General features: G+C 32.7%; 17 protein-coding genes. 7 read left to right on the top strand and 10 right to left on the bottom strand.

The window, feature by feature from the left end; translation table 11 throughout:
* Nucleotides 1-151: 151 nt before the first annotated feature.
* Together GQR95_RS04160 and GQR95_RS04155 are read left to right on the top strand one after the other, a co-directional pair.
* Entirely contained in the window at nt 152-583 is a 432-nt protein-coding gene (locus tag GQR95_RS04160; protein WP_159021968.1) for a dCMP deaminase family protein, read from the top strand.
* Nucleotides 583-2,181 (top strand): S41 family peptidase, encoded by a 1,599-nt coding sequence (locus tag GQR95_RS04155; RefSeq protein WP_159021967.1) that lies wholly within the window; start codon nt 583-585, stop codon nt 2,179-2,181. Before GQR95_RS04160 ends, GQR95_RS04155 begins: the two co-directional genes overlap by 1 nt.
* A gap of 20 nt (nt 2,182-2,201) precedes the next feature.
* Here the strand turns inward: GQR95_RS04155 and GQR95_RS04150 are convergent, their stop codons facing one another.
* A complete protein-coding gene (locus GQR95_RS04150; protein ID WP_159021966.1) occupies nt 2,202-2,414 on the bottom strand; it encodes a hypothetical protein in 213 nt (70 codons plus the stop codon).
* Nucleotide 2,415: 1 nt separating this feature from the next.
* On the bottom strand, nt 2,416-2,997 hold the full coding sequence (locus tag GQR95_RS04145; RefSeq protein ID WP_159021965.1) for a MarC family protein: 582 nt from the start codon (nt 2,995-2,997) through the stop codon (nt 2,416-2,418).
* Between the two features lie 90 nt (nt 2,998-3,087).
* Here GQR95_RS04145 and GQR95_RS04140 point away from each other — a divergent pair, with 90 nt between their 5' ends.
* On the top strand, nt 3,088-3,654 hold the full coding sequence (locus tag GQR95_RS04140) for a DUF3109 family protein (protein ID WP_159021964.1): 567 nt from the start codon (nt 3,088-3,090) through the stop codon (nt 3,652-3,654).
* A 1-nt stretch (nt 3,655) separates the two neighbouring features.
* On the opposite strand, the gene GQR95_RS04135 is transcribed toward GQR95_RS04140, so the two are convergent.
* The 3 genes from GQR95_RS04135 to GQR95_RS04125 all read right to left on the bottom strand — a co-directional run bounded on the left by GQR95_RS04135 (nt 3,656) and on the right by GQR95_RS04125 (nt 9,101).
* The gene (locus tag GQR95_RS04135) at nt 3,656-5,647 is read right to left on the bottom strand and encodes a tetratricopeptide repeat protein (RefSeq protein WP_159021963.1); all 1,992 of its coding nucleotides are present in this window, start codon (nt 5,645-5,647) and stop codon (nt 3,656-3,658) included.
* 1 nt (nt 5,648) lies between these two features.
* Entirely contained in the window at nt 5,649-6,380 is a 732-nt protein-coding gene (locus tag GQR95_RS04130) for a LytTR family DNA-binding domain-containing protein (RefSeq protein ID WP_159021962.1), read from the bottom strand.
* Nucleotides 6,381-6,788: 408 nt separating this feature from the next.
* Nucleotides 6,789-9,101, bottom strand: coding sequence for an inorganic phosphate transporter (locus tag GQR95_RS04125; protein WP_159021961.1), 2,313 nt, complete (start codon nt 9,099-9,101; stop codon nt 6,789-6,791).
* Nucleotides 9,102-9,937: 836 nt separating this feature from the next.
* Between GQR95_RS04125 and GQR95_RS04120 the strand changes: the two genes are divergently transcribed.
* Nucleotides 9,938-10,294: a toxin-antitoxin system YwqK family antitoxin gene (locus GQR95_RS04120; RefSeq protein WP_159021960.1), complete on the top strand. Its 357-nt coding sequence runs from the start codon at nt 9,938-9,940 to the stop codon at nt 10,292-10,294.
* 82 nt (nt 10,295-10,376) lie between these two features.
* On the opposite strand, the gene GQR95_RS04115 is transcribed toward GQR95_RS04120, so the two are convergent.
* Nucleotides 10,377-12,383 carry a hypothetical protein gene (locus tag GQR95_RS04115; RefSeq protein ID WP_159021959.1) on the bottom strand — a complete coding sequence of 669 codons (2,007 nt, stop codon included), beginning with the start codon at nt 12,381-12,383 and terminating at the stop codon, nt 10,377-10,379.
* 134 nt (nt 12,384-12,517) lie between these two features.
* A complete protein-coding gene (locus GQR95_RS04110; RefSeq protein WP_159021958.1) occupies nt 12,518-15,262 on the bottom strand; it encodes a TonB-dependent receptor in 2,745 nt (914 codons plus the stop codon).
* Nucleotides 15,263-15,490: 228 nt separating this feature from the next.
* Between GQR95_RS04110 and dgt the strand changes: the two genes are divergently transcribed.
* Nucleotides 15,491-16,834 (top strand): dGTP triphosphohydrolase, encoded by a 1,344-nt coding sequence (gene dgt, locus GQR95_RS04105; RefSeq protein WP_159021957.1) that lies wholly within the window; start codon nt 15,491-15,493, stop codon nt 16,832-16,834.
* Between the two features lie 65 nt (nt 16,835-16,899).
* Nucleotides 16,900-20,118 carry a PA domain-containing protein gene (locus GQR95_RS04100; protein ID WP_159021956.1) on the top strand — a complete coding sequence of 1,073 codons (3,219 nt, stop codon included), beginning with the start codon at nt 16,900-16,902 and terminating at the stop codon, nt 20,116-20,118.
* 85 nt (nt 20,119-20,203) lie between these two features.
* Here the strand turns inward: GQR95_RS04100 and dxs are convergent, their stop codons facing one another.
* The gene (gene dxs / locus GQR95_RS04095; RefSeq protein WP_159021955.1) at nt 20,204-21,976 is read right to left on the bottom strand and encodes a 1-deoxy-D-xylulose-5-phosphate synthase; all 1,773 of its coding nucleotides are present in this window, start codon (nt 21,974-21,976) and stop codon (nt 20,204-20,206) included.
* Between the two features lie 40 nt (nt 21,977-22,016).
* On the opposite strand from dxs, the gene GQR95_RS04090 reads away from it, so the two are divergent.
* A complete protein-coding gene (locus GQR95_RS04090) occupies nt 22,017-22,466 on the top strand; it encodes a nucleoside deaminase (RefSeq protein ID WP_159021954.1) in 450 nt (149 codons plus the stop codon).
* Here the strand turns inward: GQR95_RS04090 and GQR95_RS04085 are convergent.
* Both GQR95_RS04085 and GQR95_RS04080 read right to left on the bottom strand, forming a co-directional pair.
* A complete protein-coding gene (locus tag GQR95_RS04085; RefSeq protein WP_159021953.1) occupies nt 22,463-22,702 on the bottom strand; it encodes a hypothetical protein in 240 nt (79 codons plus the stop codon). The genes GQR95_RS04090 and GQR95_RS04085 overlap by 4 nt on opposite strands.
* A 1-nt stretch (nt 22,703) precedes the next feature.
* Nucleotides 22,704-24,497, bottom strand: coding sequence for a chloride channel protein (locus GQR95_RS04080; protein ID WP_159021952.1), 1,794 nt, complete (start codon nt 24,495-24,497; stop codon nt 22,704-22,706).
* Between the last annotated feature and the right edge of the window lie 48 nt (nt 24,498-24,545).

The raw sequence follows: 24,545 nt of genomic DNA, 5'->3' as shown, positions 1-24,545 counted from the left end.
AACGGGCTATCTTCGTTAAATAGGTTGTTTATTTGCTATTGTTCTTAGTTTTATAAGAAAGCAGATTGGTATCTATAAAAGAATAAAGGCTTTATTATTTTAAGTTTATCTTTTATTCTAAAATGAGTTTATAAAAAATTTAAAAAGTTTAATGCCTAATAAAAAGCAACTTAAGTACGACAAAGCTTATTTACGAATAGCTAGAGAGTGGGGGAAATTATCGTTTTGCGAACGTAAACAAGTTGGAGCTGTTATTGTTAAAGATCGAATGATTATTTCAGACGGTTTTAACGGAACACCAACAGGATTCGATAATTTTTGTGAAGATGAAGCGGGATACACCAAATGGTATGTGTTACATGCCGAGGCTAATGCTATTCTTAAAGTGGCGGCTTCTACACAATCGTGCAAAGGTGCTACGTTGTATATTACGCTTTCTCCATGTAAAGAATGTAGTAAATTAATTCACCAAGCAGGAATTGTAAGAGTCGTGTATTGTCAGAAATATAAAGATAACTCTGGGTTAGACTTTCTAGAAAAGGCAGGCATACATATTGAATATATCGAAGATTTATCTGCATAATGACCATGAAAAAAATATATCTACCTCTAATTATTGGTGCTGCTGTTGCGGCTGGAATATTTATAGGAGGTAAATTGAATTTTTCTGATTCTTCAGATAGGTTGTTTGCATCTAATAGTAAAAAAGAGAAATTAAATCGTCTTATAGATTATATAGACTACGAATATGTAGACGATGTAAATACCGATAGTATTGTAGATGTTACTGTAAATGGAATTCTTCAAAATTTAGATCCGCATTCTGTATATATTCCTAAAAAAGATATGGAACGTGTCTCAGAGAACATGAAAGGCGATTTTGTAGGTATTGGTATTCATTTTTATACTTATAAAGATACAGTTACCGTAATTAGAACGGTAGATGATGGTCCTAGTGATAAGGCTGGTATTCTTGGAGGAGATCGTCTTATTTTTGCAGACGGCGATTCTTTATTCGGAAAATATATTAAAGATACAGATATTGTACATCGTTTAAAAGGACCAGTAGGTTCTAAATTACATTTAAAAATTTACAGAAAACAAACCGATCAAATTCTAGATTTTGATGTGTCTAGAGGTGTTATTCCTATAAAAAGTGTAGATGCAAGTTATATGCTTACACCTACTTTAGGTTATATAAAAGTGAATCGTTTTGCCGAAACAACATATAAAGAATTTAAAAAAGCATTACTTGATTTAAAATCGAAAGGTGCTACAGAACTTGTTTTAGATTTACGCGATAATCCTGGTGGTTTCTTAACTGTTGCCGAGGAAATTGTAGATGAATTTTTAGAAGATAAAAAACTTATTTTATTTACTAAAAACAAAAGCGGAAACATAGAAAAGAACTTTGCTTCAGAAAAAGGTGACTTTGAAAATGGAGAAGTTTATGTCTTGATAAATGAAAATTCTGCATCTGCAAGCGAGATTGTTGCTGGCGCATTACAAGATAATGATAAAGGAACCATTGTTGGAAGACGATCTTACGGAAAAGGTTTAGTACAACGCGAAATGGAACTGGGAGACGGTAGTGCAGTACGATTAACTGTGGCTAGATATTATACACCAACAGGGCGTTCTATACAGCGTTCTTATAGTCATGGAAATAAAGATTATTACGATGAGTATTACCAGCGTTTAGAAAGTGGTGAACTTCTAGATTCACTTAAGATTACAGTTTCAGACTCTTTAAAATTTACAACGCCTAAAGGTAAAGTTGTATATGGCGGCGGCGGAATTATTCCAGATATTTTTGTGCCTTTAGATGTTAAAACCCAAAACGAGACGTTATTATTTTTACAAGAACGCGGTTTTATAAGCTACTTTATTTTTGAAGAATTAGAAAAAGATAGACATGTTTTCGATGGCTATTCTAGACAAGAATTTGTAGATACTTTTGAGGTAAGTGATGATCTGGTTCTTAAATTTCAAGATTATTTAAACGTGCGAACTGCAGCAAATATTTCTTTTCAGACCATTAAAAAAGAGGTAAAGTTATATCTTAAAGCAACAATTGCCGACCAGTTATTCGGGAAAGGTGCGTATACCGAAGTCTTTAATAGTGATGATAATGTAATTAATGAAGTTTTAAAAATAAGTGAGCAGCATCAAGTTAATTAATGCAACTCACTTACTTCTTATTATAAAGTTTGTTTCTGTTTCTTAAACTTCTCTTCAATACGTTTAGATGTATTTAGTATAAGTAGTAATACTAAGGCGCATAATAATACAACAATAGTAATTAATGTTACAATGCTTTCATCTCCAAAAGGAGCATCAAAATTAATTTGCGTAATGTTAAAAGTGATTAACGCAATAGCAATTACAGATAGAATGATTGAGAATATTTTCATTTTAAATAAATAAGGCTTTAATGTTGTGAGCAAATAGTTTTACAGCAATGGCAAGCAAGATAACTCCAAATACTTTACGAATTATATTTATTCCTGTTTGTCCTATAATACGTTCAATAGCAGACGATGTTTTAAGTACAGTATAAATAAGTACAACGTTTAAAAGAACAGCTACAATAATATTTTCTATTCTAAACTCTGCTCTTAATGATAATAATGTAGTTAAACTACCAGGTCCTGCTATTAATGGAAACGCTAAAGGAAACACGGTTGCTGTTACAGAAGATTGTTCTTCTTGTTTGTATAAAGTGATTCCTAAAATCATTTCTAAAGCAATGAAAAATAATATAAAGGCACCTGCAACGGCAAAAGAATTTACGTCTATACCAATTAAGCTTAAAATACTATTTCCTAAAAATAAGAATAAAATTAAGATTGCACCAGCAATAAGAGACGCTTTCTCACTTTGTATATGACCCATCTTTTTGCGTAAATCGATAATAATTGGAATATTACCAATAATGTCTATCACGGCAAATAGAATCATAAAAGCGGTGAAGATTTCTTTAGTATTGAATTGCATTACTTTAACTTTTAATTTTTTGGGCAAAAGTAGTGGATTAAAATAGACTATCTATAATAAATAAATATAAAGTTTACCTATTTTTGCGGCATGTTTCAAATAGGAAAAACCATAGTTTCAGAAGAAATTATAGAGAAAAACTTTCTCTGTAATTTGTCAGCGTGTAAAGGTCAATGTTGTATAGATGGCGATGCCGGAGCGCCTTTAGAGAAGGAAGAGATACAGATTCTTGAAGATATTTATCCGAAAGTAAAACCCTTTTTACGTCAAAAAGGTATTGATGCTATCGAAGCTCAAGGCACATATATTACTACTGACTTTGGAGATTATGAAACCCCTCTTATTGATGGAGCAGATTGTGCTTATGTTATTTTCGATAAAAAAGGTACAGCGCTTTGTGCTATAGAAGAGGCTTATAACCAAGGAGAAGTTACCTGGAAAAAGCCTGTGTCTTGTCATTTATACCCTATTAGAATTAAAGATTTTACAGAGTTTTCTGCTGTAAATTACGATCGTTGGGAGATTTGCGACGATGCTTGTTCTTTAGGGAAGGAGTTACAAGTTCCTATTTATAAGTTTGTAAAAGAAGCTTTAATTAGAAAATTTGGCGAAGATTGGTATATGGAACTAGAAAAGGTAGCCGAAACGTATAAGTAGGTTACGCCTTTTTGTGTTTAGGAATTGGAATTTGTAAAATTACTTTGGTTCCTTTTGGTCTGTCTTTTTCATTGTATAAATCTTCAATATTAAATTTATAGTTATTATCATAACGTTTAGAGAAATTAGCTAGACGTGCTTTTGTAATTGCTATACCTACAGATTTACGCTTTAAAACCTTTAAGCTGTTAATTTTTGCAGCTTCAATTCTACCAATACCATTATCTATAATGCTAATAGTAATGTAGTTGTTAGATTCTTTAGAAACGTATAAATCTATTTTTTTATCATGTTTTTTAGAAGATAAACCATGCCAAAGGGCGTTTTCTAAGAAGGGTTGTAAAATTAAAGAAGGAACTTTTATGTTACCTATATTTACATTTTCGTCTACATGTGTGTTGAATTCAATTTCGTTTTCAAATCTAATATTCTCAATGTTAATGTAGAGTTGCATGGTATCTAATTCTTCTTCTAAAGTCATCTCTTTTTCTGTAGATGCAATTAGAATTTTTCGAATAAGTTTAGAGAATTTATTTAAGTAATAAACAGCTTTTTCTTTGTCGTTGTTTATGATGTATAACTTGATTGAGTTTAGTGAATTAAAGATAAAATGCGGATTCATTTGACTTCGCAACATATCTTGTTCTAGTGTAATTATTTGTTTCTCCTGTTTTAATTGGCGATGTCTTATAATTATGATAATCATGGTGGTGAACAACGAAATTAATATCGCTGTATACCAAAATAATTTTTTATTACGTTCTAGTTTATTACGAACAATTTCATTCTCATTCGCTAATTTTTTTATTTGATTGTTTTTAGATTCATGCTCGTACTCAATCATTAAATCATTTACATAATTTAAGTTACGATCGTTTGTTATGCTGTTTTCAATCTCTTTACTCTCTTTGTAAAACAGATGTGCATTTTTGTAATCTTCGGTTTTAAAACGTAATTCAGATAAGTATAAAAGGGCTTTAGATGTAAAGGTTTTTAAATCGTATGCTCTAGATATTTTAAGTGCTTCTTGTAGGTTGATTTCCGCATCTTCGTTTAGGTTTAGCTTTTCTTGTGCACGTCCTAAATTAATATAAGTTTGAGATAAATAATATTGATCTCCTAAAGCTATGGCTTCTTTTAAGGTTGTGGTAACTAAAGCTAATGCTGTATTGTATTTTTTTTGTTTAATATAAATCTGTGTAATTGCATTGTTGCAAATTACGCGACCCATTATAGAGCTTATTTCCTCGTTATATTGGAGTGAGGTTCTGTAATTTGTTAAGGCTTTATCTAACTGGCCTTGATTTTCTAAAACAATACCAATGTTTTGGTAGTTTATGGCTAAACCAAGTTTGTTATTGGTGCTTTTTTCTATTAATAAAGCTTTTTCAAATTGTTTTAGTGCTAAGTTGTATTGCTTAAGTACTAAATATATGTTACCCATACTATTTCTTGAAATAGCCATACAGCGTTCTAGTTCTGGGTCGGGATCAGTTTTAAATGTTTTAAAGGCTAAATCGTACGCCTTTTTATGATAATCTAAAGCGGGTTTTATCAAGTCCATTCTGCGATAAGCTACTCCTATTAAATTTAGAGAGATAATCTGCAGAACTTTGTTTTTTGCATCTTTAGCCGCGTCTATTGCTTTCTTGTGTTGTATGATTGATGCGTCGTATAAAGATCTGTTTCGTTCTATAGTTCCAAGTGCATTTAATGCATAAGATTTGGCATCGTAATACTGGTTTATGCTAGCTTGGTTTATTAAGTACTTCATTTTTAGACTGTCCTTCTTGTCACTGTAGAAAAAGGTTTCTAATTTACGAAATTCTTTAGGTTTGTTTTTAAGAGCTGTTTTTACACGTTTAATAAACTGTGAGTCTAAAGGTGCGTTTTGTGCAGTGGTAATTTTAAAACAAAATAATAGGACTATCCATATAAAAATAGTTGATAGCGAGATGTGGCTTTCTTTTGTATATGAAAATGGTCTTTGCATATTATAATTTTTCTAAGAAATCTGCTTTTCGTTGTCTAGCCACTGGTATTTTGTGGTTGGATTGCATAACAACATAGCCTTCATTCTTAATATACTCTTTTATTTTGTTTAAGTTGACAATATATGAATTATGAATTCTAAAAAACACATGTTCGGGTAAAATAGCGTTGACTTCTTTCAATTTTTTTGTTAAAACTATTTTCTGGTTATCTTTTAGAAAAATGGTACTATAATTTCCGTCTGATTCTACAAAAAGAATATCTGCTATTTCTATAAAAATTAGTTTTCCGTCTGTGTTTATAGAGATGCGTTGGTTGTTAAGCTCGTTAAATTTTAGGAGTACTTGTTCTATTTGTGCTGTGTTATTCGATTTGGCATTATACTTTTTAATTCTTTGAATAGTCTCTTTTAAGTCGTCCGAATCTATCGGTTTTAATAAGTAATCTATTGCTTCTTGTTTCAGAGCCTGAATCCCGTATTCGTTATATGCTGTGGTTATAACAACGGCAAAATCTCTGTTTTTTAACTTGTCTAAAAATTGAAAACCGTCCATGGTTGGCATCTGAATATCTAGGAATAAACAATCTGGAGGATTATCGTTTAAGTATAAAATAGCTTCTTCAGGTATGGTAAAGGTTTTTATAACTTCTATGTGTTCTTTAAAGTTGCTTAATTCCCAAGTTAGGCTTTGTGCGGCTTTTGGTTCATCATCAACAATAATGGCTTTTATCATAATTTTTAATTAATTGTAAGTTATTGGTAAATTTATGTAAAAAATATTTCGATTAATTTATTTTAATAGCATAATAAATGCTAAATATACATTTTTGGCTACCAACTATACAAAAATGAAATTTTCACAGTGTTCTTTCTCCATATTTGATATTGTATTAATAATGTATAATTACGAGAATATAAATCGTGTAACACGCACGATATCTTTATCAAAGTAAAACAATATTAGTTAGTTTAGTTAATTATTGGAATAAAAAGAGGACTTATGGCGTCCTCTTTTTTTTGTTTTAACTATTTGTATTGTGTATGCTTTTATTTTTTTGGAGAAGGTATCTGTATAAAAAAAGCAGAGCTGTTTAATGTTTAAACAGCTCTGCTTGTATTGTTTTAAAAAGATAAGCGTTTGTTATTCGTCTATCTCTTCTTCTTTAATTATTTTATGAATTTGTGTTGTTCCGTCATTTGCATGATAGAATTCTTCTAATAAATTCATTGTAGCGGTTAGTAAGTCTTTAGTCTCTAGTAATAAACTAAAGTATAGTGTTGTGTTTTTCGGACTTACTTCCTCTGTTCTTGTACGTTCTACTTGTTTCTGAATTTTATCAGTAATTTCAGTAAATAGATCTTTTTTAGTTTTTAAAATTTCACCAATATCTTCAAAAGAACGATTTTCAAATGTTGTCTGTGTATTAGAAAATAAATTTTCTAACAACGTATCTATCTGTTTTAATTCTTTAATCTGGTTGAATTTTAATTTCTTGTGGTTGTTATTTACGTGCTTGTAACTCACTTTAGAAATGTATTCTAAAGATTGAGACATATCTTGTAAATACCCCAAAATATTAATGTAAAAATTACTTGCAGCAACACTAGATTCGTCAAGGTTTTTAATGAAATAGAATATATTATCCCTGAGTTCATCAATCTCGTTGGTTAGTTTTTCTACTTGTTTTTTATTTTGTTTTAGCGCAATTAAATCTTGTTTAGATAATCCGTTTATAGCACCTGTGTAAATTCTGTTTACACGTTTTATAGCATTGGCAATGTTGTGAGCACTTTCGTGAACTACACCTTGTATAGAGCTGCTTTCTGCTCGTATTAGTTGTCCTTCTGCTTTGAGTTCTTTTTGTTTTTTACTGTGTGTTAAGTAGTTTCTAGATAATAATAGGAATGCTATTAATAATAAGATACCTACCATAGATGGTACATGTAAATTAATTAAGTAAGCAATTATTGCAGCTGCTACAAAAGCAATTATTGCGGTAAAAAACCAACCTCCAATTACATTTAAAACCCCAGCAACACGGTATACTGCACTTTCTGCTCCCCAAGCTTTATCTGCTAAAGATGTACCCATGGCAACCATAAAGGTTACGTATGTTGTAGATAATGGTAATTTCATAGACGTTGCTATAGATATAAGTACACTGGCAACCATAAGGTTTACAGCGGCACGTACCATATCGAAAGCAGGTAACTCGTATGTCTTGTTTTTTTCTAAATGAATTGTAGGTTTTTCGAAGCGTCTGTCTATTTTTTCTTGGGTACCACTTGGAATCATTAATTTAACAAAGTCTGAAAGCCCAACAGCAGTTCTTACAAATCCTCTAGATAAGAAGTTAGGTTGAAAACGCTCTTTAGTTTCCCCTTGGCTAGAAGCTAAATCTATAGATGTTTTAACTACAGCTTTTGCTTTACTAGAGAACCATAATGTTGCTACCATAACCATACCTGCAACAAATAGCATAATTGTTGGTGTTTTAACGGCTTCAGCTAAAATTCCCATATTAAATTGATCTGCTGGCACTCCAGAAATAGACCATTCTTGGTAAGATTGCCATGCCGCGATTGGCACACCTATAAAGTTAACTAAGTCGTTTCCTGCAAAGGCTAGTGCTAGAGCAAAGGTTCCTATTAATATGATTAGTTTATATATGTTAAACTTTAATACCGTTAAATAAATGTAAGATATAATGCTCCAAAAAGTGAAGCTTATTAATAGTATAATTAAGACTTCGTTTTCTATATAATGTTTGATTGTTAAGCCTCCTAAGATTGAGTAACTTTCTTTGGCAAAAGCTGTTCCGCCAATACCTTTAATAAAAATGAAATATGAAATTGCAGAAATAGCTAAACCACCAAATAAGGCACCTACCCATTTTGCTTTTTTGTCGAAATTAAAAGATAAAAGTAAACGTGTAAACCATTGTACAATGGCTCCTACAGAGAATGCTATAACTACAGATAGTAGTATTCCAAATATAATTTGAGTGGCTTTAGATGTGTTTATATACTTTACTAAGTCTGATATGTTACCGCCATCATTCCCAATTTTAATAAGTGCTATGGCTACCGAAGCTCCTAAAAGTTCGAATACTATAGATACTGTTGTAGAGGTTGGCATTCCTATACTATTGAAGAAATCCAGTAATAAGATATCGGTTATCATTACTGCCATAAAAATAATCATGATTTCACTAAACATGAATTCTCCAGGGTTAAAAATTCCTTTTCTGGCAACTTCCATCATTCCGCTTGAGAAGATTGCTCCAATTGCCACACCAAGGCTAGCTACAATCATAATTGTTTTAAAAGAAACAGCTTTAGAGCCTATTGCAGAGTTTAAAAAGTTAACGGCATCGTTACTTACTCCTACAATTAAATCTGCTATAGCAAGTACTGCCAAAGCAACAATCATTAATAAATATATATTCTCCATTTTTTAATCTCAAATTGTTTGCAAATATCTATAGTGTTTCTCACTGATGTGTTACGTAAATGTTATGATTTTTATTAAAAACAGTAGGCGTTTAATATGATTTATATGTATTAATTTTTAGAATTTATCTAATAAAAACAGCCTCTAAATTCATCTATTTTTTAATACTTATTAAAACTTGCGAGTTTTTTTTAAACTGTTGTGAATATTTACTCGGTAATATTAAGACATTTTAGATTTTTGCATGTTAAATTATCCGTTAAAATATATTTTCTATTTCTGTTATTTGAATAAAAAGTAAAAGATACTATTTTAATTTTATTTAATTAAGGATTGCTATTTAAAGACCATTTTGTCTTCTTTAATTAATAATAATTCTAACAACTCCAATGTTTATAAATTCAGGTCTTTATATTATTGAATTTTAAATTTGTAGTTTTTTATTTTCACGACACATTTTTTTAGTGAAGTTTTTTAAGACCCCACGTGTGGTCTTATGTCTGGTGTTGTTTTGTAATGTGTCTTAGTTTTTTACACAGGTATTATCTTGTCTATATAAATAAGAACTGCCTGTAAAGGCAGTTCTTTTTGTTCATGATAAATAGTCGACAAAAACTAATAGCTTATATGAATAATTGCAAATAACGGTATTGTGTTTTACGTCTATGTGAAGCATATATTATGTTATTATTAATTGATATTTCTCCATGTTAACATTGTAATAGGTTGATTTGTAATTAAATAAGCTTCAATGTTAAATTAATGTTACCAAAACATTTTTTTAACGTTAATTATTAGTTATCTTTGAGTAGTAGATTAATTAAAAACAAACGGAGATGAAAACGAAAATAATATTTGTATTTGCTTTATTAGTGACTGTTATGTCATTTGCACAAGATAAAAGAGAATTAAAATTAAATAACGATACACAATTAATTGATGTTACTTATTACCATGCAAATGGTGAAGTTAGTCAAACAGGAACGTATACTCAAGAAGGTAAGTTGCAAGGCGAATGGAATAGTTTTGACCTTAAAGGGCAACGCACAGCAACTGCTAATTATAAAGATGGTAAAAAAGTTGGAAAATGGTTCTTTTGGGGAGAAAATTCTTTAAGAGAAGTGAATTATTCTAACAATGCTATTGCAAGTGTTAGTGAGTGGAGTAGTAAATCTCAATTAGCATCTCATTAAATAGAAAACTTAAGAGTACAAAATAAAAAAAAAGCACCCAATAATTGGGTGCTTTTTTTTTATTTTGTATAAAATGTGTGTATTATAAACTAGCGTTAATCCAAGACCAAGTAGAGATGTCTACTTGAGTTCCTTCGTTATAAGCATCTGTAGTTGTAGCTGCTTGACCATCTATAATTACATTAGCTAAAGGTCCTTCATCTTTCATATCGATGTTAAGATCGTAACCACTTAAGTATAAGTTAGTGATTGTTCCTCCAGATTGTTTTTTAAATTGTAATGCAGTACCACCTACAGTAGAGATTGCTGTAATGTTTATAAACTTAGGATTGTTATTGTCTTTATCTCCTTCAAAAGCAGTAGAGAATCCTTCTTTAGTATGAGAAATGTATGCATTTGTAACAGTTCCGTTCCATCCTTCAGTCCAGTCTATAGAATCATCATCGTTATTGTCAAAGTATAAGTTAGTTGCAGAAGCAGATCCTCCGAAAAACTCGATACCATCATCAGCTCCGTTAATTACAGCAATGTTTTCTAAGACTGTTCCAGAACCTACAGCGTAAAGAGATACACCATTGTATTGAGACTCAGAGTTAATTTGAGCACCTGTTCCTTTTATAACTAAGTTTTTAATAGATCCAGAGTTATCAGCATCGTTAGATCCTCCGTAAACAAATCCTCCAATTTCAGCAGTAGCATCAGCACCAGCAGTAGTTGAAGCATCACCACAAATTGTTAATCCACCCCAGTCTCCAGGTTCAGCACTAACAGAAGACATAACAACAGGATTAGTTTCTGTTCCTTGAATGTCTATTGTTCCTCCTTTTAATACAGCGATGTAAACACCCGTTCCACCATCTCTAGCAGTGATTTTTGTTCCTGCAGGGATTGTTAATTTTCCACCATCTTGAACGATGTAAGAAGAATTTAAAGTATAGCTAATAGAAGCATCTAAAGTAACATCTCCAGTTACAGCTCCTTGTAATACGTCTGTATCAAAAGATATGTTTGTATCTACCCAAGCAAAATCATTTACATCAACAGTTGCAATAACTGAAGTGTTTAATCCGTAAAAGTATTCTCCTGAAGCTTCCATTTCTTCATCTGTAGCATAAGCAACAGCTGTGTAATTGTCTTCAAAAACAACATTAGAAAGAGCTCCTCCGTCTTTCATGTCTAAATCTACATCGTAACCACTTAAAGAAAGGTTAGTGATTGTTCCTCCAGATTCTTTTTTAAATTGTAAAGCTGTTCCTCCAACAGTAGAGATCGCTGTAATGTCTGTAAATGTTGGGTTCCCGTTATCTTTATCTCCTTCAAAAACTGTAGAGAATCCAGAAATAGTATTAGATATGTAAGCTCTGTTTACAGATCCATTCCATCCTTCTGTCCAGTCGATAGCGTCATCATCAAGATTTTCTAAATATAAGTTAGACACGCTAACTGTACCTCCAAAAAACTCAACACCATCATCAGATCCATTAATTATGGCTACGTTATCTACGTAAGTACCAGAACCTACAGCGTAAAAAGATACACCATTGTATTGAGATTCTGAGTTAATTTGTGCTCCTGTACCTGAAATTTGTAAGTATTTAATAATTCCAGAACTATCGCTATCGTTTGATCCACCGTAAGTAAAACCACCTACTTCTGCAGTCGCATCTGTACCTGCAGAAGTTGTAGCGTCTCCACAAAGTGTTAATCCTCCCCAGTCACCTGGTTGTGCATTTACAGAAGACATAATTACAGGGCTACTTTCTGTACCGTTAATGTTTATTGTTCCTCCTTTTAAAGTAGCGATATAAACATCTGTTCCTCCATTTTCTGCAACGATCTTTGTTCCAGCAGGAATATTTAAAACAGCATTGTCATCAATAATAAATTGTCCAGTTAATTGGTATTGTACACCTGCTTCTAAAGAGTAGCTTTCTTGTAAAGTACCGTTTAAGATACCAGCATCAAGATTTGTAATTACATCTGCTTGTTCTTGTCCGACAGATTCTGGATCGTCTGTACTACAGCTTGTAAAAGCTACAGCTGATACTAATCCAGCAACTTTAAAGAAATTTAAGACTAACTTTTTCATATTAATTTTTGTTTGATTTTGTTTATTGTTTTTGTTGATGCAAAGAAACGTTCTTTGTGTTTCTGTATTTTTAACTCAGTATTAAAGTAAGGTTACCGTTTTATGGTAAATTATGACTCTTTGTTAATAGAATATTATTTGAAAGTATATTTTAGGCTTAAGCTTAATAAACTACCTTTTTTATAAGAAAGCACAGTTTCGTTAGTCTGTATTCCGGAGTTAATGTTTCTTATGTTTTGTGTTTGTTTAATTTCTGGATTTAATAAGTTTCCTCCTGTGAATTTTACTAATAAGTTATCTGTAATTTGTTTACTAACAACTAAGTCTAAGGTTACAAAACCTTGTTCTATAATTGCATCGTTATAAAGTACAGCGCTGTTTGTAAAATCTTCTGGAGAACCTAAAGCGTATATTTTGTCTGAAGAATAGTTTCCTGTTAATGTTGCTATAAATTCTTTTTCTTTATGGCTATTGTAGCTTAAAGATCCGTTTATAATTAAGTCAGATGCGCCTTGTAAATCTGTTTCGCTAATGTTATTGTATTGGTAGTCTTCAAGTAAATCTTGAGTAAACCACATTTTAGTAACATTGGCATTTAAGTTTAATAGTGCTTCATCGTCATCATTAGTAATTAAATCTACTCTACCTTCAAATTCTAATCCTACAACATCTGCAGCGTCTCCTGTATTTGAGTACTCAAATATTCCAGAAGATCCTCTTGTTTGTGCTAAGTTAATAGGGTTTTTAATTTGCTTATAGAATGCTGTTGCAGAAATAAGTTCGCTTCTTTTAGGAAAGAATTCCCATTTTAAGTCTAAATTAAATACATCTGATTTTTCTAAATCTGGATCTCCACGTGTAACACGTCCTGTTGGCGATACGTATTCGAATGGTGCTAATTCTTTAAATTCTGGAAGTGTTTGTGTTAAACTAGATGCTAAACGAAGAAATTGATTTTCGTTTAACTCATATTTTAAATTTACACTAGGATAAACTTCTGTGTATTCTTTTTTAATAGATCCTAAACGACCAACAAAATTGGCAACATCCCAGTTTACATTAATTTCATCTCTTTCTAAACGTACTCCTACATTTCCTGAGAATTTTTTATTTAATCCAAAATCTAAATTAGCAAATCCAGCAATTATGTTTAAATCTGCATCATATAAGTCTGGATCTCTTTCGCGAAGTACTAATCCGTTATTAAAGTTTTCTGTTGTAAATGTTTCAGAAAAATCATCTACTGTTGGTACTTGGAAATCACGAGCTCTAACTCCTATGAAAAGGGAGTTAAAAGAACGGTCTTTCTGACGGTAATCTGCTCCAAAATTTAATTTTAATGGTCTAGTGTTTGCATCTTCATCAAATTTACCTAATTCAATAGCATCTATAATATAAGCGTTATATTCTGTGTCTTCAATTTGTTGACTAGATTTTCTTTGTTGGTAATCGCCAACGTGAGCATATTGTACTGTGTTTTCGTCTAAAATGTTAACCTCATTTCTAATTCTGTTAGGTTCTTGAGCTAATACATAATTAAATCCAGCCGCCCATTTTAAAGTATTACGTTCTGTAATATTATGGTCTCCTTCAATTTGGTTAATTAACATAGTAGTTTGCTTAAAATTCTGGTCTCTTACAAAAGCACCATCTTCTTGTGGGTCTTGATCAAATACATAACCCTCTCCGTTTCTACCTTGCTCGTAGACGTTGTCGTCACTCTTGTTAACAGATAAGCTGCTAATTCTAATGTTGTTGTTGCTGTTTAGTTTTAAACCTAAGTTTATATAACCAGTAGAGTTTATACTTGTGTTAGAAAGCTCTGTGTCTGTAAATTCATTATCTAAGATGTTAGATCTGTAGCTTCTAAAAATTCCTTCTTGATAGTTGTATTTTTTAGAGTGAGAACCTGCTGCAAATAATTTTACTTGTTTACCAAATACTTCAAATTTAGTACCGCCAGAAATTGCAATACCGTAGTTTCCTGTGTTTTTTTGTTCTAGTGGGTCCCAACCTTGTCTTGTAATTAAGTCTACTAAAGCATATTCCTTTTTGTGAAAACCAAGTGTTACATCTTCAGAAATGATACTCTTTTTAAAATTATCTACTCCAAAAAGGTTTGTGTTATATCCTGAAGATATGCCTATAGATAATTCTTTTTTCGAATATCCTTTAGATGTAATATCTGCATTCCCTGAACTCTGATCTGCATAAGCAGATGTTGTATATGTTTTACTTATCCCTACATTTTCAATCATGTTTGTAGAAAATAGGTTTAGGTTTATGTTTTTGTTGTTAACATCGTCAGATGGTATTGGTAAACCATTCATAGTAGTAGATAAATATCTGTCTCCTAGACCACGAATGTAAACCTCGCCAGACCCTTCGCTTTTTGTAACTCCAGAAATTTTAGAAGTTGCTGCGGCAGCATCTGTAGCTCCTATTTGAGATAGGCGTTCTGCTCCAATACTTTCTTTAATGATAACGGCCTTTTTCTGATCTAATAATAAGGCTGTTTCACTCTCTTTTCTAGTTGTAGTTTGTATCACAACTTCGTCTAATGCTGCTGCACTAGCGCTCATAATGACGTCTACTTGGGTTGCGTTACCAGCTGTAACAGTTACAGGAACTTCTTGTGTTAGGTAACCTACAAAGCTAACAACTATAGTGTAAGACCCAGGAGTAAGTTCTGTAATGGCATAAACACCATCCATATCAGACGTTGTTCCTTTTGTGCTTCCTTTAACTAATATGTTTGCAAAAGCAAGTGGTTCGTTATTGTATTCTTTGTCTAGTAATTTACCTACAATCGAGCCAGTGTCTTGTGCATAAGAGAATGCCGTTGTTAAAAATACTAATGCTATTAAAAAATGTTTCATTTTGTCGTTTATTTTCATGCGGCAAAGAAACCTGAGTTATGTAAAGTCAAGGTTAATCGACGGTTAAAGATTGATGATAAAAAGGTTAATTTAACGTTAGGGAATTTCTCTTTTTTATAAATGTCTAAACATTTTCTTAACATATCTTATTTACTGTATAGAGTTCAAAGCCTTGTGTAGGCTGTATATATTAGAAAGTGCTATATTGCGAAGACTTAAAATAAAGTTATGAATTGGGAACAACTGTTGTCTCTAAAACGTTTTGGAGATGTTAATAAACGCTTAAGAAAGAGTCAGGATGAAACACGTTTAGGGTTCGAGGTAGATTATGATCGTGTTATATTCTCTTCAGAATTTAGAAGTTTACAAGATAAAACACAAGTTATTCCAATGTCTCAGACAGATTTTGTGCACACACGTTTAACGCATAGTTTAGAAGTTAGTGTTGTGGCGAGGTCTTTAGGGCGAAAAATAGGAGAGAAGTTAATTCTTAAATATCCAGAGCTTAAATCTGAACATGGGTATTTGCCAAACGATTTTGGAGCAATAGTAGCTTCGGCCGCCTTGGCTCATGATATTGGAAATCCGCCTTTCGGACATTCAGGAGAAAAAGCGATTGGTGAATATTTTAAAACGGGATTAGGAATTAAATATAAAGATGAAATTACACCTAAGCAGTATCAGGATTTATGTTATTTTGAAGGGAATGCAAATGGATTTAAAATATTAACACAAAGTAGAGAAGGTCGCGTTGGCGGACTCCGTTTGTGTTATGCAACTTTGGGTGCTTTTATAAAATACCCAAAAGAATCGTTGCCTAAAAAACCAACCCAAAATGTGTCTGATAAAAAGTATGGATTCTTCCAGAGTGAGAAAGATGCCTTTTTAGATGTTGCTAAAGAATTAGGTTTAATTGAAGCTGGAGCAGAAGGTAATATCAGTTTTAAAAGACATCCGTTAGCATTTTTGGTAGAAGCGGCCGACGATATTTGTTATACCATTATCGACTTTGAAGATGGTATTAATTTAGGTTTAATTGAAGAGGAATTTGCCCTAGAATATTTAATTAAACTGGTTAAAGATGTTATAGATATTAATAAGTATCATCAATTAACCAATACACAAGACCGGATTAGTTATTTAAGAGCTTTGGCTATAAATACACTAATTAATGAAGCGATTTCAATTTTTGAGGCTAATGAAACCGCTATATTAAACGGTACCTTTACGGTGTCTTTATTAGACAAAAGTAAATATGAAGCTCAAATAAATGATATTATAAAAATTAGTGTCGAAAAAATCTATCAATCTCAAGATGTTTTAGATAAAGAGATTTCAGGTTATGCTGTTATTTCTAAATTATTAGATATTTATATAACAGCAGTTAATAATGATTATAATGGAAAAGCTTCTAATTATGATAAACTGATTTTAAAGATTCTTCCAAAAACCATCAATTTCAATGCAGACGATTTGTATTTAAGATTGTTAAATGTGTGTCATCATGTGTCCTTGTTTTCTGATAGTCAAGCTATTCTGACTTACCGAAAATTTTCAGGACGTTTAGTTTAATAATATTGTAAATACTTGTTTGTCGTCTAGAAAAAATTATTTTTGTGTAATACAACCAAATATATATGAAGAATAAATTACAAATCGCTTTAGGACTTGTGGCTATTGTTGCAGTGGTTTTTGCTGTTACTAAGTTTAGTGGCGAAACTCAAGTGTCTGAAAAGCAAGGATCTAATCCGTTAACTATTGCAGAGCTAAAGGCCTTGCACAAAAAGAATTTAGAAAATAGCCCGTTTAAAAATACAAAAGGCTTATCTAAAAAAGAACGTGCTCAACAAGGGTTGCCTCCAAAACTGTTTATGGAACGGTTATGGGAACTAACTATGAATCCTGCATTAGGAAGACCTACACCAGAAAATTTAGCTGTAATTCAAAAAGAATTATTACAAGAACGTTCAAATAGTTTAGCAACAGGACGTGTGCCAGGAGACGACTCTAATAATAATTGGGTAGAACGTGGTCCAGATGATATTGGAGGCCGTACAAGAGCAATAATTTTCGATCCTAACGATACTTCTAACGAAACTGTTTTTGCAGGTGGTGTTAGTGGTGGATTATGGAAAAATACTAATATTTCAAATTCATCGTCAGTGTGGACCAGTGTAGATATTCCAGAAAACTTGAATATTAGCTGTATTACCGTAGATCCTAACGATTCTAAAACTATGTATGTAGGAACAGGAGAATCTTATGTTGCAGGAGATGTAAATGGAAACGGTGTTTGGAAATCTACAGATGGTGGGAACTCTTGGAACCATGTTTTTGGTGGAGCAGAAGGAGAAACCGTTTTACAAACAGATTCTGATGTTGTCGTTAATTCACCTAGTGATATTGCAGATTCTTATATTTCATTGAGTGCTAGTTTCGGTCCATCAAATACTGAAGGTGTTACTAATGATGTGGTGTTGGCAGATACAGGAGATGATGTTTATGAAGCTTGTGATGCATTAACTAACGCTGCAGCTGTTAATGGTAAAATAGCCTTAATATATAGAGGGACTTGTGATTTTGTAGATAAAGTGCTTAATGCACAAGCTGCAGGTGCAGTAGCTGTTATTGTAATAAATAATGTATCAGGAAACCCAATTACTATGGGGGGAGATGATTTAACAGGTTCTATATTGATTCCTTCTGTTATGATCTCTCAAGAGAATGGTGCTAAAATTGTTGCCGAATTAAATGCTGGAGAAACTGTTAATGTTACTATTACAGCAAACTCTGGTGATTTTTCAGGATTCTATGTGTTAAATGGAAATCAGCACGTGAATGATATTATAGTTAGAGATAATAAAGGTGTTTCTGAAGTGTTTATCGCTGCAGGTTCAACATTTTATAGCGATGCAAGTCCAAGTACACTTTTTGGACCTAATGATTATGGGTTATATAAATCTTCTAACGGGGGTGATTCATGGAGTTTATTAGGAGTGCCTTTAACCGCTGCGGGTAATATTTATGAACCTAATGATATTGAATTAGGAGCAGACAATACGGTTTGGATGTCTTCAAGACAGAGCTTAATTAATGGTGATGGTGGTGGTGCTATTTTTGCATCTACAGACGGAACTAATTTTGTTAAGAAATATGAGTTTTCAGGAAGTCGTACTCAAATTGCAGCGTCTACTTCAGATGCAGATAAAATATATGTTTTAGCAGAAGGAACAGACGTTCCTGTTGTTATGTTTAAAACTACAGATGGATTTGATACAATAGCAGAATTAACTTTACCGGAAGATGCAGATACAGATATGGATGCAGACGATTTTTGTAGAGGTCAAGCATTTTACGATTTAGTTATTAAAGTAGATCCTACTAACGATGAAACTATTTTTGTAGGAGGTATTGATACTTTTACAAGTACAGATGGAGGAAGTGCGTGGACTCAACTAACGCATTGGTATGGCGGATTTGGATTTCCAGAAATACATGCAGATCAGCATGCTATTGTATTTGGAACAAACGATACATCTAAAATGTTATTTGGAAACGATGGAGGTGTGTATTACTCTGCAACTAGCGGGACAAAACCTACGTCTAGAAATAACGGATATAATGTAACCCAGTTTTATACTGTTGGGGTTGCTCCAACTGCAGCTATATCGGGAGATTATTTCGCAGCAGGTGCTCAAGATAACGGAACCCCGTATTTTGCTAATGCAGCTTCTGGAATTAACTCGTCTTCTTTTGATCTTTATGGAGGTGATGGTGCATATACTATATTCGATCAAGACGGAACAGATACGTATGTTATTTCAAATTATGTGTATAATAACGCAATTGTGAAATATGATTATAAAACAGGAGTGTCTACAACTATAAATAGTGAAGATGATGATATTGGGGAGTTTATTAATCCTCAAGTTTTAGATTCAAGATTAAATTATTTATTTTCTAATTATTCTACAGGAACAGAAAATGCTATAAAAACATATAGAACGGTAAGTGCTTCTGGAGTGTATTCTGTTAATACAATAAAGAATGATTTAATGGATTCTCCGGCTTTAGCTTTGGAGGTTTCTCCTTACGACGAGACTAGTACGCATAGTATCTTATATATAGGATTAGAAAGCGGAAAATTATTAAAAATCACGAATGCTAGTGCGCCTTTATTTCAAACATGGACAGATATTTCTTCACCAGAATTTCTAGGAAGTATTTCAGATATTGAATTCGGAACTTCTTCAGAAGAAATTTTTGTAACCTTCCATAATTATGGTGTAAATAACATTTGGTACACTAGTGATGGTGGTACAACTTGGGCTCAGAAAGATGGGGATTTACCAGATATGCCTGTTAAAGCTATTTTACAAAACCCTTTAAAAACAGAAGAGGTTATAGTAGGTACAGAATTAGGTGTTTGGTATACGTCAGATTTTTCTAGCGATTCTCCTACTTGGAAATCTGCCTTTAATGGTATGAGTAATGTAAAAGTTATGGATTTAGATCTTAGAGATGATAATACTATTTTTGCCGCAACTTTTGGTAGAGGAATCTTCTCTGGAGAGTTTACAGGTACAGCTTTAAGTGTTGAAGATAATGAGTTGGCAACAGGGATTTCTTTATATCCAACAGTGTCTACTGGTGAGTTTAAAGTAAAATCGAAATCTAATTTAGGTGAAGTTAATCTTCAAATCTTTAATTTAAGCGGACAATCTGTATATGTTAAGGATATTAATTTAGATGGAAGTACAGCAGCAAATATTAATATTAATGTAGCTTCTGGTGTGTATTTGGCTAAATTTACAGAAGGTGCAACAACAACAACTAAAAAGTTTATTATTAAATAATAACATACTTTTTTAAATATATTTAAAAGAGGAACGCTTAGCGTTCCTTTTTTTTTGTGATATTATAGAGTAATAATTAGAGTGTTTATATGTGCTTTAAAAACAAATTAGCTAAAGATTCAGCGTCTAGACCTAGTGTTTTTTGAAGCTGTGTTACAGATCCGTGTTCAATAAATGCATCTGGAATACCAAGTGTTTCTATTGGGGTGTTGTAGTGGTGTTTTGCTGCAAATGCAATAACCGAACTTCCAAATCCGCCTAAAATAGTACCATCTTCAATAGTAAATACTTTAGAATAGGTGCTTAAAATGGTATGTAATAAGTTGTGGTCTAAAGGTTTTATAAAACGCATATTATATACAGCAATATTATCTTGCTGTTTTTGCTTTAGTGTATTTAAGGCGTCTTCTATATTGTAAGCCATGGTTCCAATGCTTAAAACTGCAATTTTTGTTCCTGTTTTAAGTTGTTCTCCTGTTCCAATTTCTAATTTATAAAACGGTTGTTTCCAATTCAGTTCACGACCTCGGCCACGCGGATAACGAATGGCAATTGGGTGTTTTAGTCCCAGTTGGGCAGTATACATAATGTTTCGTAATTCTGCTTCGTTTCTAGGAGCGAAAATTATAAGGTTTGGAATACATTGTAAATACGCTAAATCGAAAACACCTTGATGCGTTGCGCCATCTTCTCCAACTAAGCCGGCGCGGTCTAAACAGAAAATAACAGGTAAGTTTTGAAGGCAAACATCATGAATAATCTGGTCGTAAGCACGTTGTAAAAACGTAGAATAAATGTTGCAAAACGGTATAAAACCTTGAGTGGCTAGTCCAGCCGATAATGTAACGGCGTGTTGTTCTGCTATACCAACATCAAAGGCGCGTTCTGGTAATTGCTCCATCATATATTTAAGAGAGCTTCCAGTTGGCATTGCTGGTGTAATTCCTATGATTTTTTCATTCGTTTTGGCTAATTCAACAATAGTGTAACCAAAAACATCTTGAAATTTTGGAGGTAATTTTATATTGGGTGTAGCTAATAAGTCGCCAGTTTTAGCGTCAAACTTGCCGGGAGCATGGTATTTAACTTGGTCTAATTCTGCTTGTTTTAAGCCTTTTCCTTTTGTAGTAATTAGGTGTAAAAATTTAGGACCATGAACTGTTTTTAAACGCTCTAATTCTGAAATAATTTTTGGTAAATCATGACCGTCTATAGGGCCGGAATAATTAAAATTAAGAGCTTCAAAAATATTATCTTGTTTCTGAGTTCCTTTTTTAACATTGGTTAAATACATTTTTAAAGCACCAACACTTGGGTCTATTCCAATGGCATTATCATTTAAAATAACTAACAAGTTTGTGTCTGTTACTCCGGCGTGATTAAGCCCCTCAAAAGCCATTCCGCTAGCAATAGAAGCATCTCCAATAATAGCGATGTGGTGTTTGTTAAAATCGCCTTTAAGCTTAGATGCGATGGCTATACCTAAAGCGGCAGAAATGGATGTAGACGAATGGCCTACTCCAAAAGCATCGTATATGCTTTCTTCTCGTTTAGGAAATCCGCTTATGCCTCCTAATTGTCTATTGGTGTCGAATTGTGCTTTGCGTCCGGTTAATATTTTATGTACATAAGCCTGGTGACCAACATCCCAAATTAAAATATCTTCTGGTGTATTAAATACATAATGTAAGGCAATAGTAAGTTCTACAACGCCTAAACTAGCTCCTAAATGACCTTCTTTTGTAGCTACAATTTCAATAATAAAATCGCGTAATTCTTTTGCTAAAAAAGGCAAGTCTTCTTTTGCTAGTTTCCGAAGATCTTCGGGAGAATCTATTTGTTGTAGTAATTGTGTCATACGATTACAAATGTACGTTTTGAAATTGTATTTTTACATTATGGAAAATATTTTTGATGATACTTATTTTATGAAGAAAGCCTTGCAAGAGGCAGAGGTTGCTTTCGATAAAGGGGAAATTCCTGTAGGTGCTGTAATTGTAATTGATAATAAGATAATTGCTAGAGCGCATAATTTAACCGAAACCTTAACAGATGTAACTGCGCATGCTGAAATGCAGGCCATTACTGCGGCGGCAAACTACCTAGGCGGAAAGTATCTTAAAAAATGTACATTATATGTCACTTTAGAGCCTTGCCAAATGTGTGGTGGCGCTTTGTATTGGAGTCAGATTTCGAATATTGTTTATGGTGCTAGAGACGAAAATCGAGGATGTATTAATTTGAATACAAAATTACACCCTAAAACAATTGTAAAAGGTGGTGTTATGGCAGAAGAAGCCTCTGTGCTTATGAAACGTTTCTTTGTAGAAAAACGAAACTTAAATTAAAGTTTTCTCTTGTCGCCTTCTTTGTCTCTCATTTTTTCTAAATTCTCTTTGGTAAGCATGTAGTCTCTAACATCTTTGTCTTTCCATCTGTAATATGAAAACAGCGGGAAGACAACTAAAAATAGACCAACAACTCCAAAACCGATAAGTTTTTCGGAATATGAGACGTCTATAAAAAAGCCTGAAAGAATGCTACCAAACGCAAGAACGGTTAATATAATGATGAGGTTTTTCATGTTAACTAGTAAAATTAATAAGCTGACGACGGTAAGCTGTAAGTAATTTAGATTTTGAAATGAAACCAATGTATTTATCGTCTCGAACTACTGGAAGGTTCCAAGCACTTGAGTCTTGAAATTTCTTCATAATATCTTTCATTCTATCTTGGTTAAGATCGATAATTTCTGGTGGGGCTTGCATTACATCTCTTGCAACAACCTCGTCGTATAATGTTTGGTCAAACATGATTGGCCTAATGTCGTCTAAAAGTATAATACCTACAATTCTTCCCGATCTTTCACTTATAACAGGAAAGATATTTCGATTAGATTTTACAACAGCATTGTGTACTAATTCACCTAAAGTCATATTTGGACGAACCTTTACAAATTTTGTTTCAATTAAGTTTTCAATATTCATTAAGGTTAAAACAGCCTGATCTTTGTCGTGTGTAATTAAATCGCCTTGTCTGGCTAAAGCCATACTGTATACAGAATACGGCAAAAAATACTTGGTTACCGCAAAGCAAATCGCAACGGTAATCATTAAGGGGATAAATAATTTGTATCCACCGGTTATTTCTGCAATTAAAAAGACAGCGGTTAGCGGTGCTTGTAATACGCCTCCTAGCACACCTGCCATACCAACTAATGTGAAATTACTTTCTGATAAGTGAATTCTAAATAAATCTAACGTATTTACGCATCTAGCAAATCCCAAACCAAGTACAGAACCCATAAATAGGCTAGGAGAGAAAATACCTCCAATACCACCAGCTCCAAATGTTAAAGATGTTGCGATAACTTTAAATAAAACCAAACCAATAAGTAAAGCAATAATTGCCCAATTATTAGTAATATCTATATGCATAAAATTATTAGTTACTACTTCTTGGAAGTTACCAGTAACCATGTTGTTTATAACTTCAAAACCTTCACCGTAAAGTGGTGGAATAAAAAATACTATTATTCCTAGGCCGGTACCACCAATAAGTAAACGTTTTATTGGAGATTTAATATCGTGGAAAAAATCGTGAAAATAAGCGTATATTTTAGTAAAATAGATAGATGTAAGTGCAGATAAGATACCAAAAATTATAAAAAATGGTACTTGACTAAGTGTAAATTCATCTACTAAATGAAAGGGTAAAATAGTGTCTTTTCCATAGAAAAAATACGATAATAAAACTCCTGAAAGAGATGATATAAGTAAAGGTAATAAAGAGACTAGAGTTAAGTCTAGGCTAAACACTTCAATTGCAAATACAATTGCAGCAATAGGAGCTTTAAAAATACATGAAATGGCACCAGCTGCGGCACACCCAATTAATAAGGTACGCGTAGATTGGTTGGTGTGTAATACTCTGGAAATGTTAGAACTAATGGCAGCAGCAGTAGATACTGTTGGGCCTTCTAGACCAACAGAACCCCCAAACCCAACTGTTAGTGGAGCGGTAAGTAATGCAGAAAACATTTGAAAAGGTTTCATGATTCCTTTTTTCTTTGCAATAGCCCTTAATGTTGAAGGGATACCGTGACCAAATTCTTGTCTAACAACATACTTTTTTACTAAATAGGTAAGCGTTAAACCAGCAAGTGGGAATAAAAAATAAAAAGGGTGATGATAGCTGCTTACGACTTTAGTCTCCATTAAATGTTGAATAAAGTGAGTAGTGTTTTTAAGAATTACAGTTCCTAATCCTGCAATTAAACCAACGGCTATACTTAATATGTAAACGAAGTTTCTATGTCCAACGTGCTTTGTCTTCCAAAATAGGAATTTTGTTAATAAAGATTTTTTTTGTGTTGGCATGTTTCTATTAGTGTATAAATCCCGCAGGTGCGGGATTTAATTTTAATT

This window comes from Formosa sp. L2A11 (assembly GCF_009796865.1).
In the GTDB taxonomy this organism is placed as follows: Bacteria; Bacteroidota; Bacteroidia; order Flavobacteriales; family Flavobacteriaceae; genus Formosa.
Note: the sequence above shows the minus strand (reverse complement) of the source record. Positions and strands in the feature narration are given on the sequence as shown.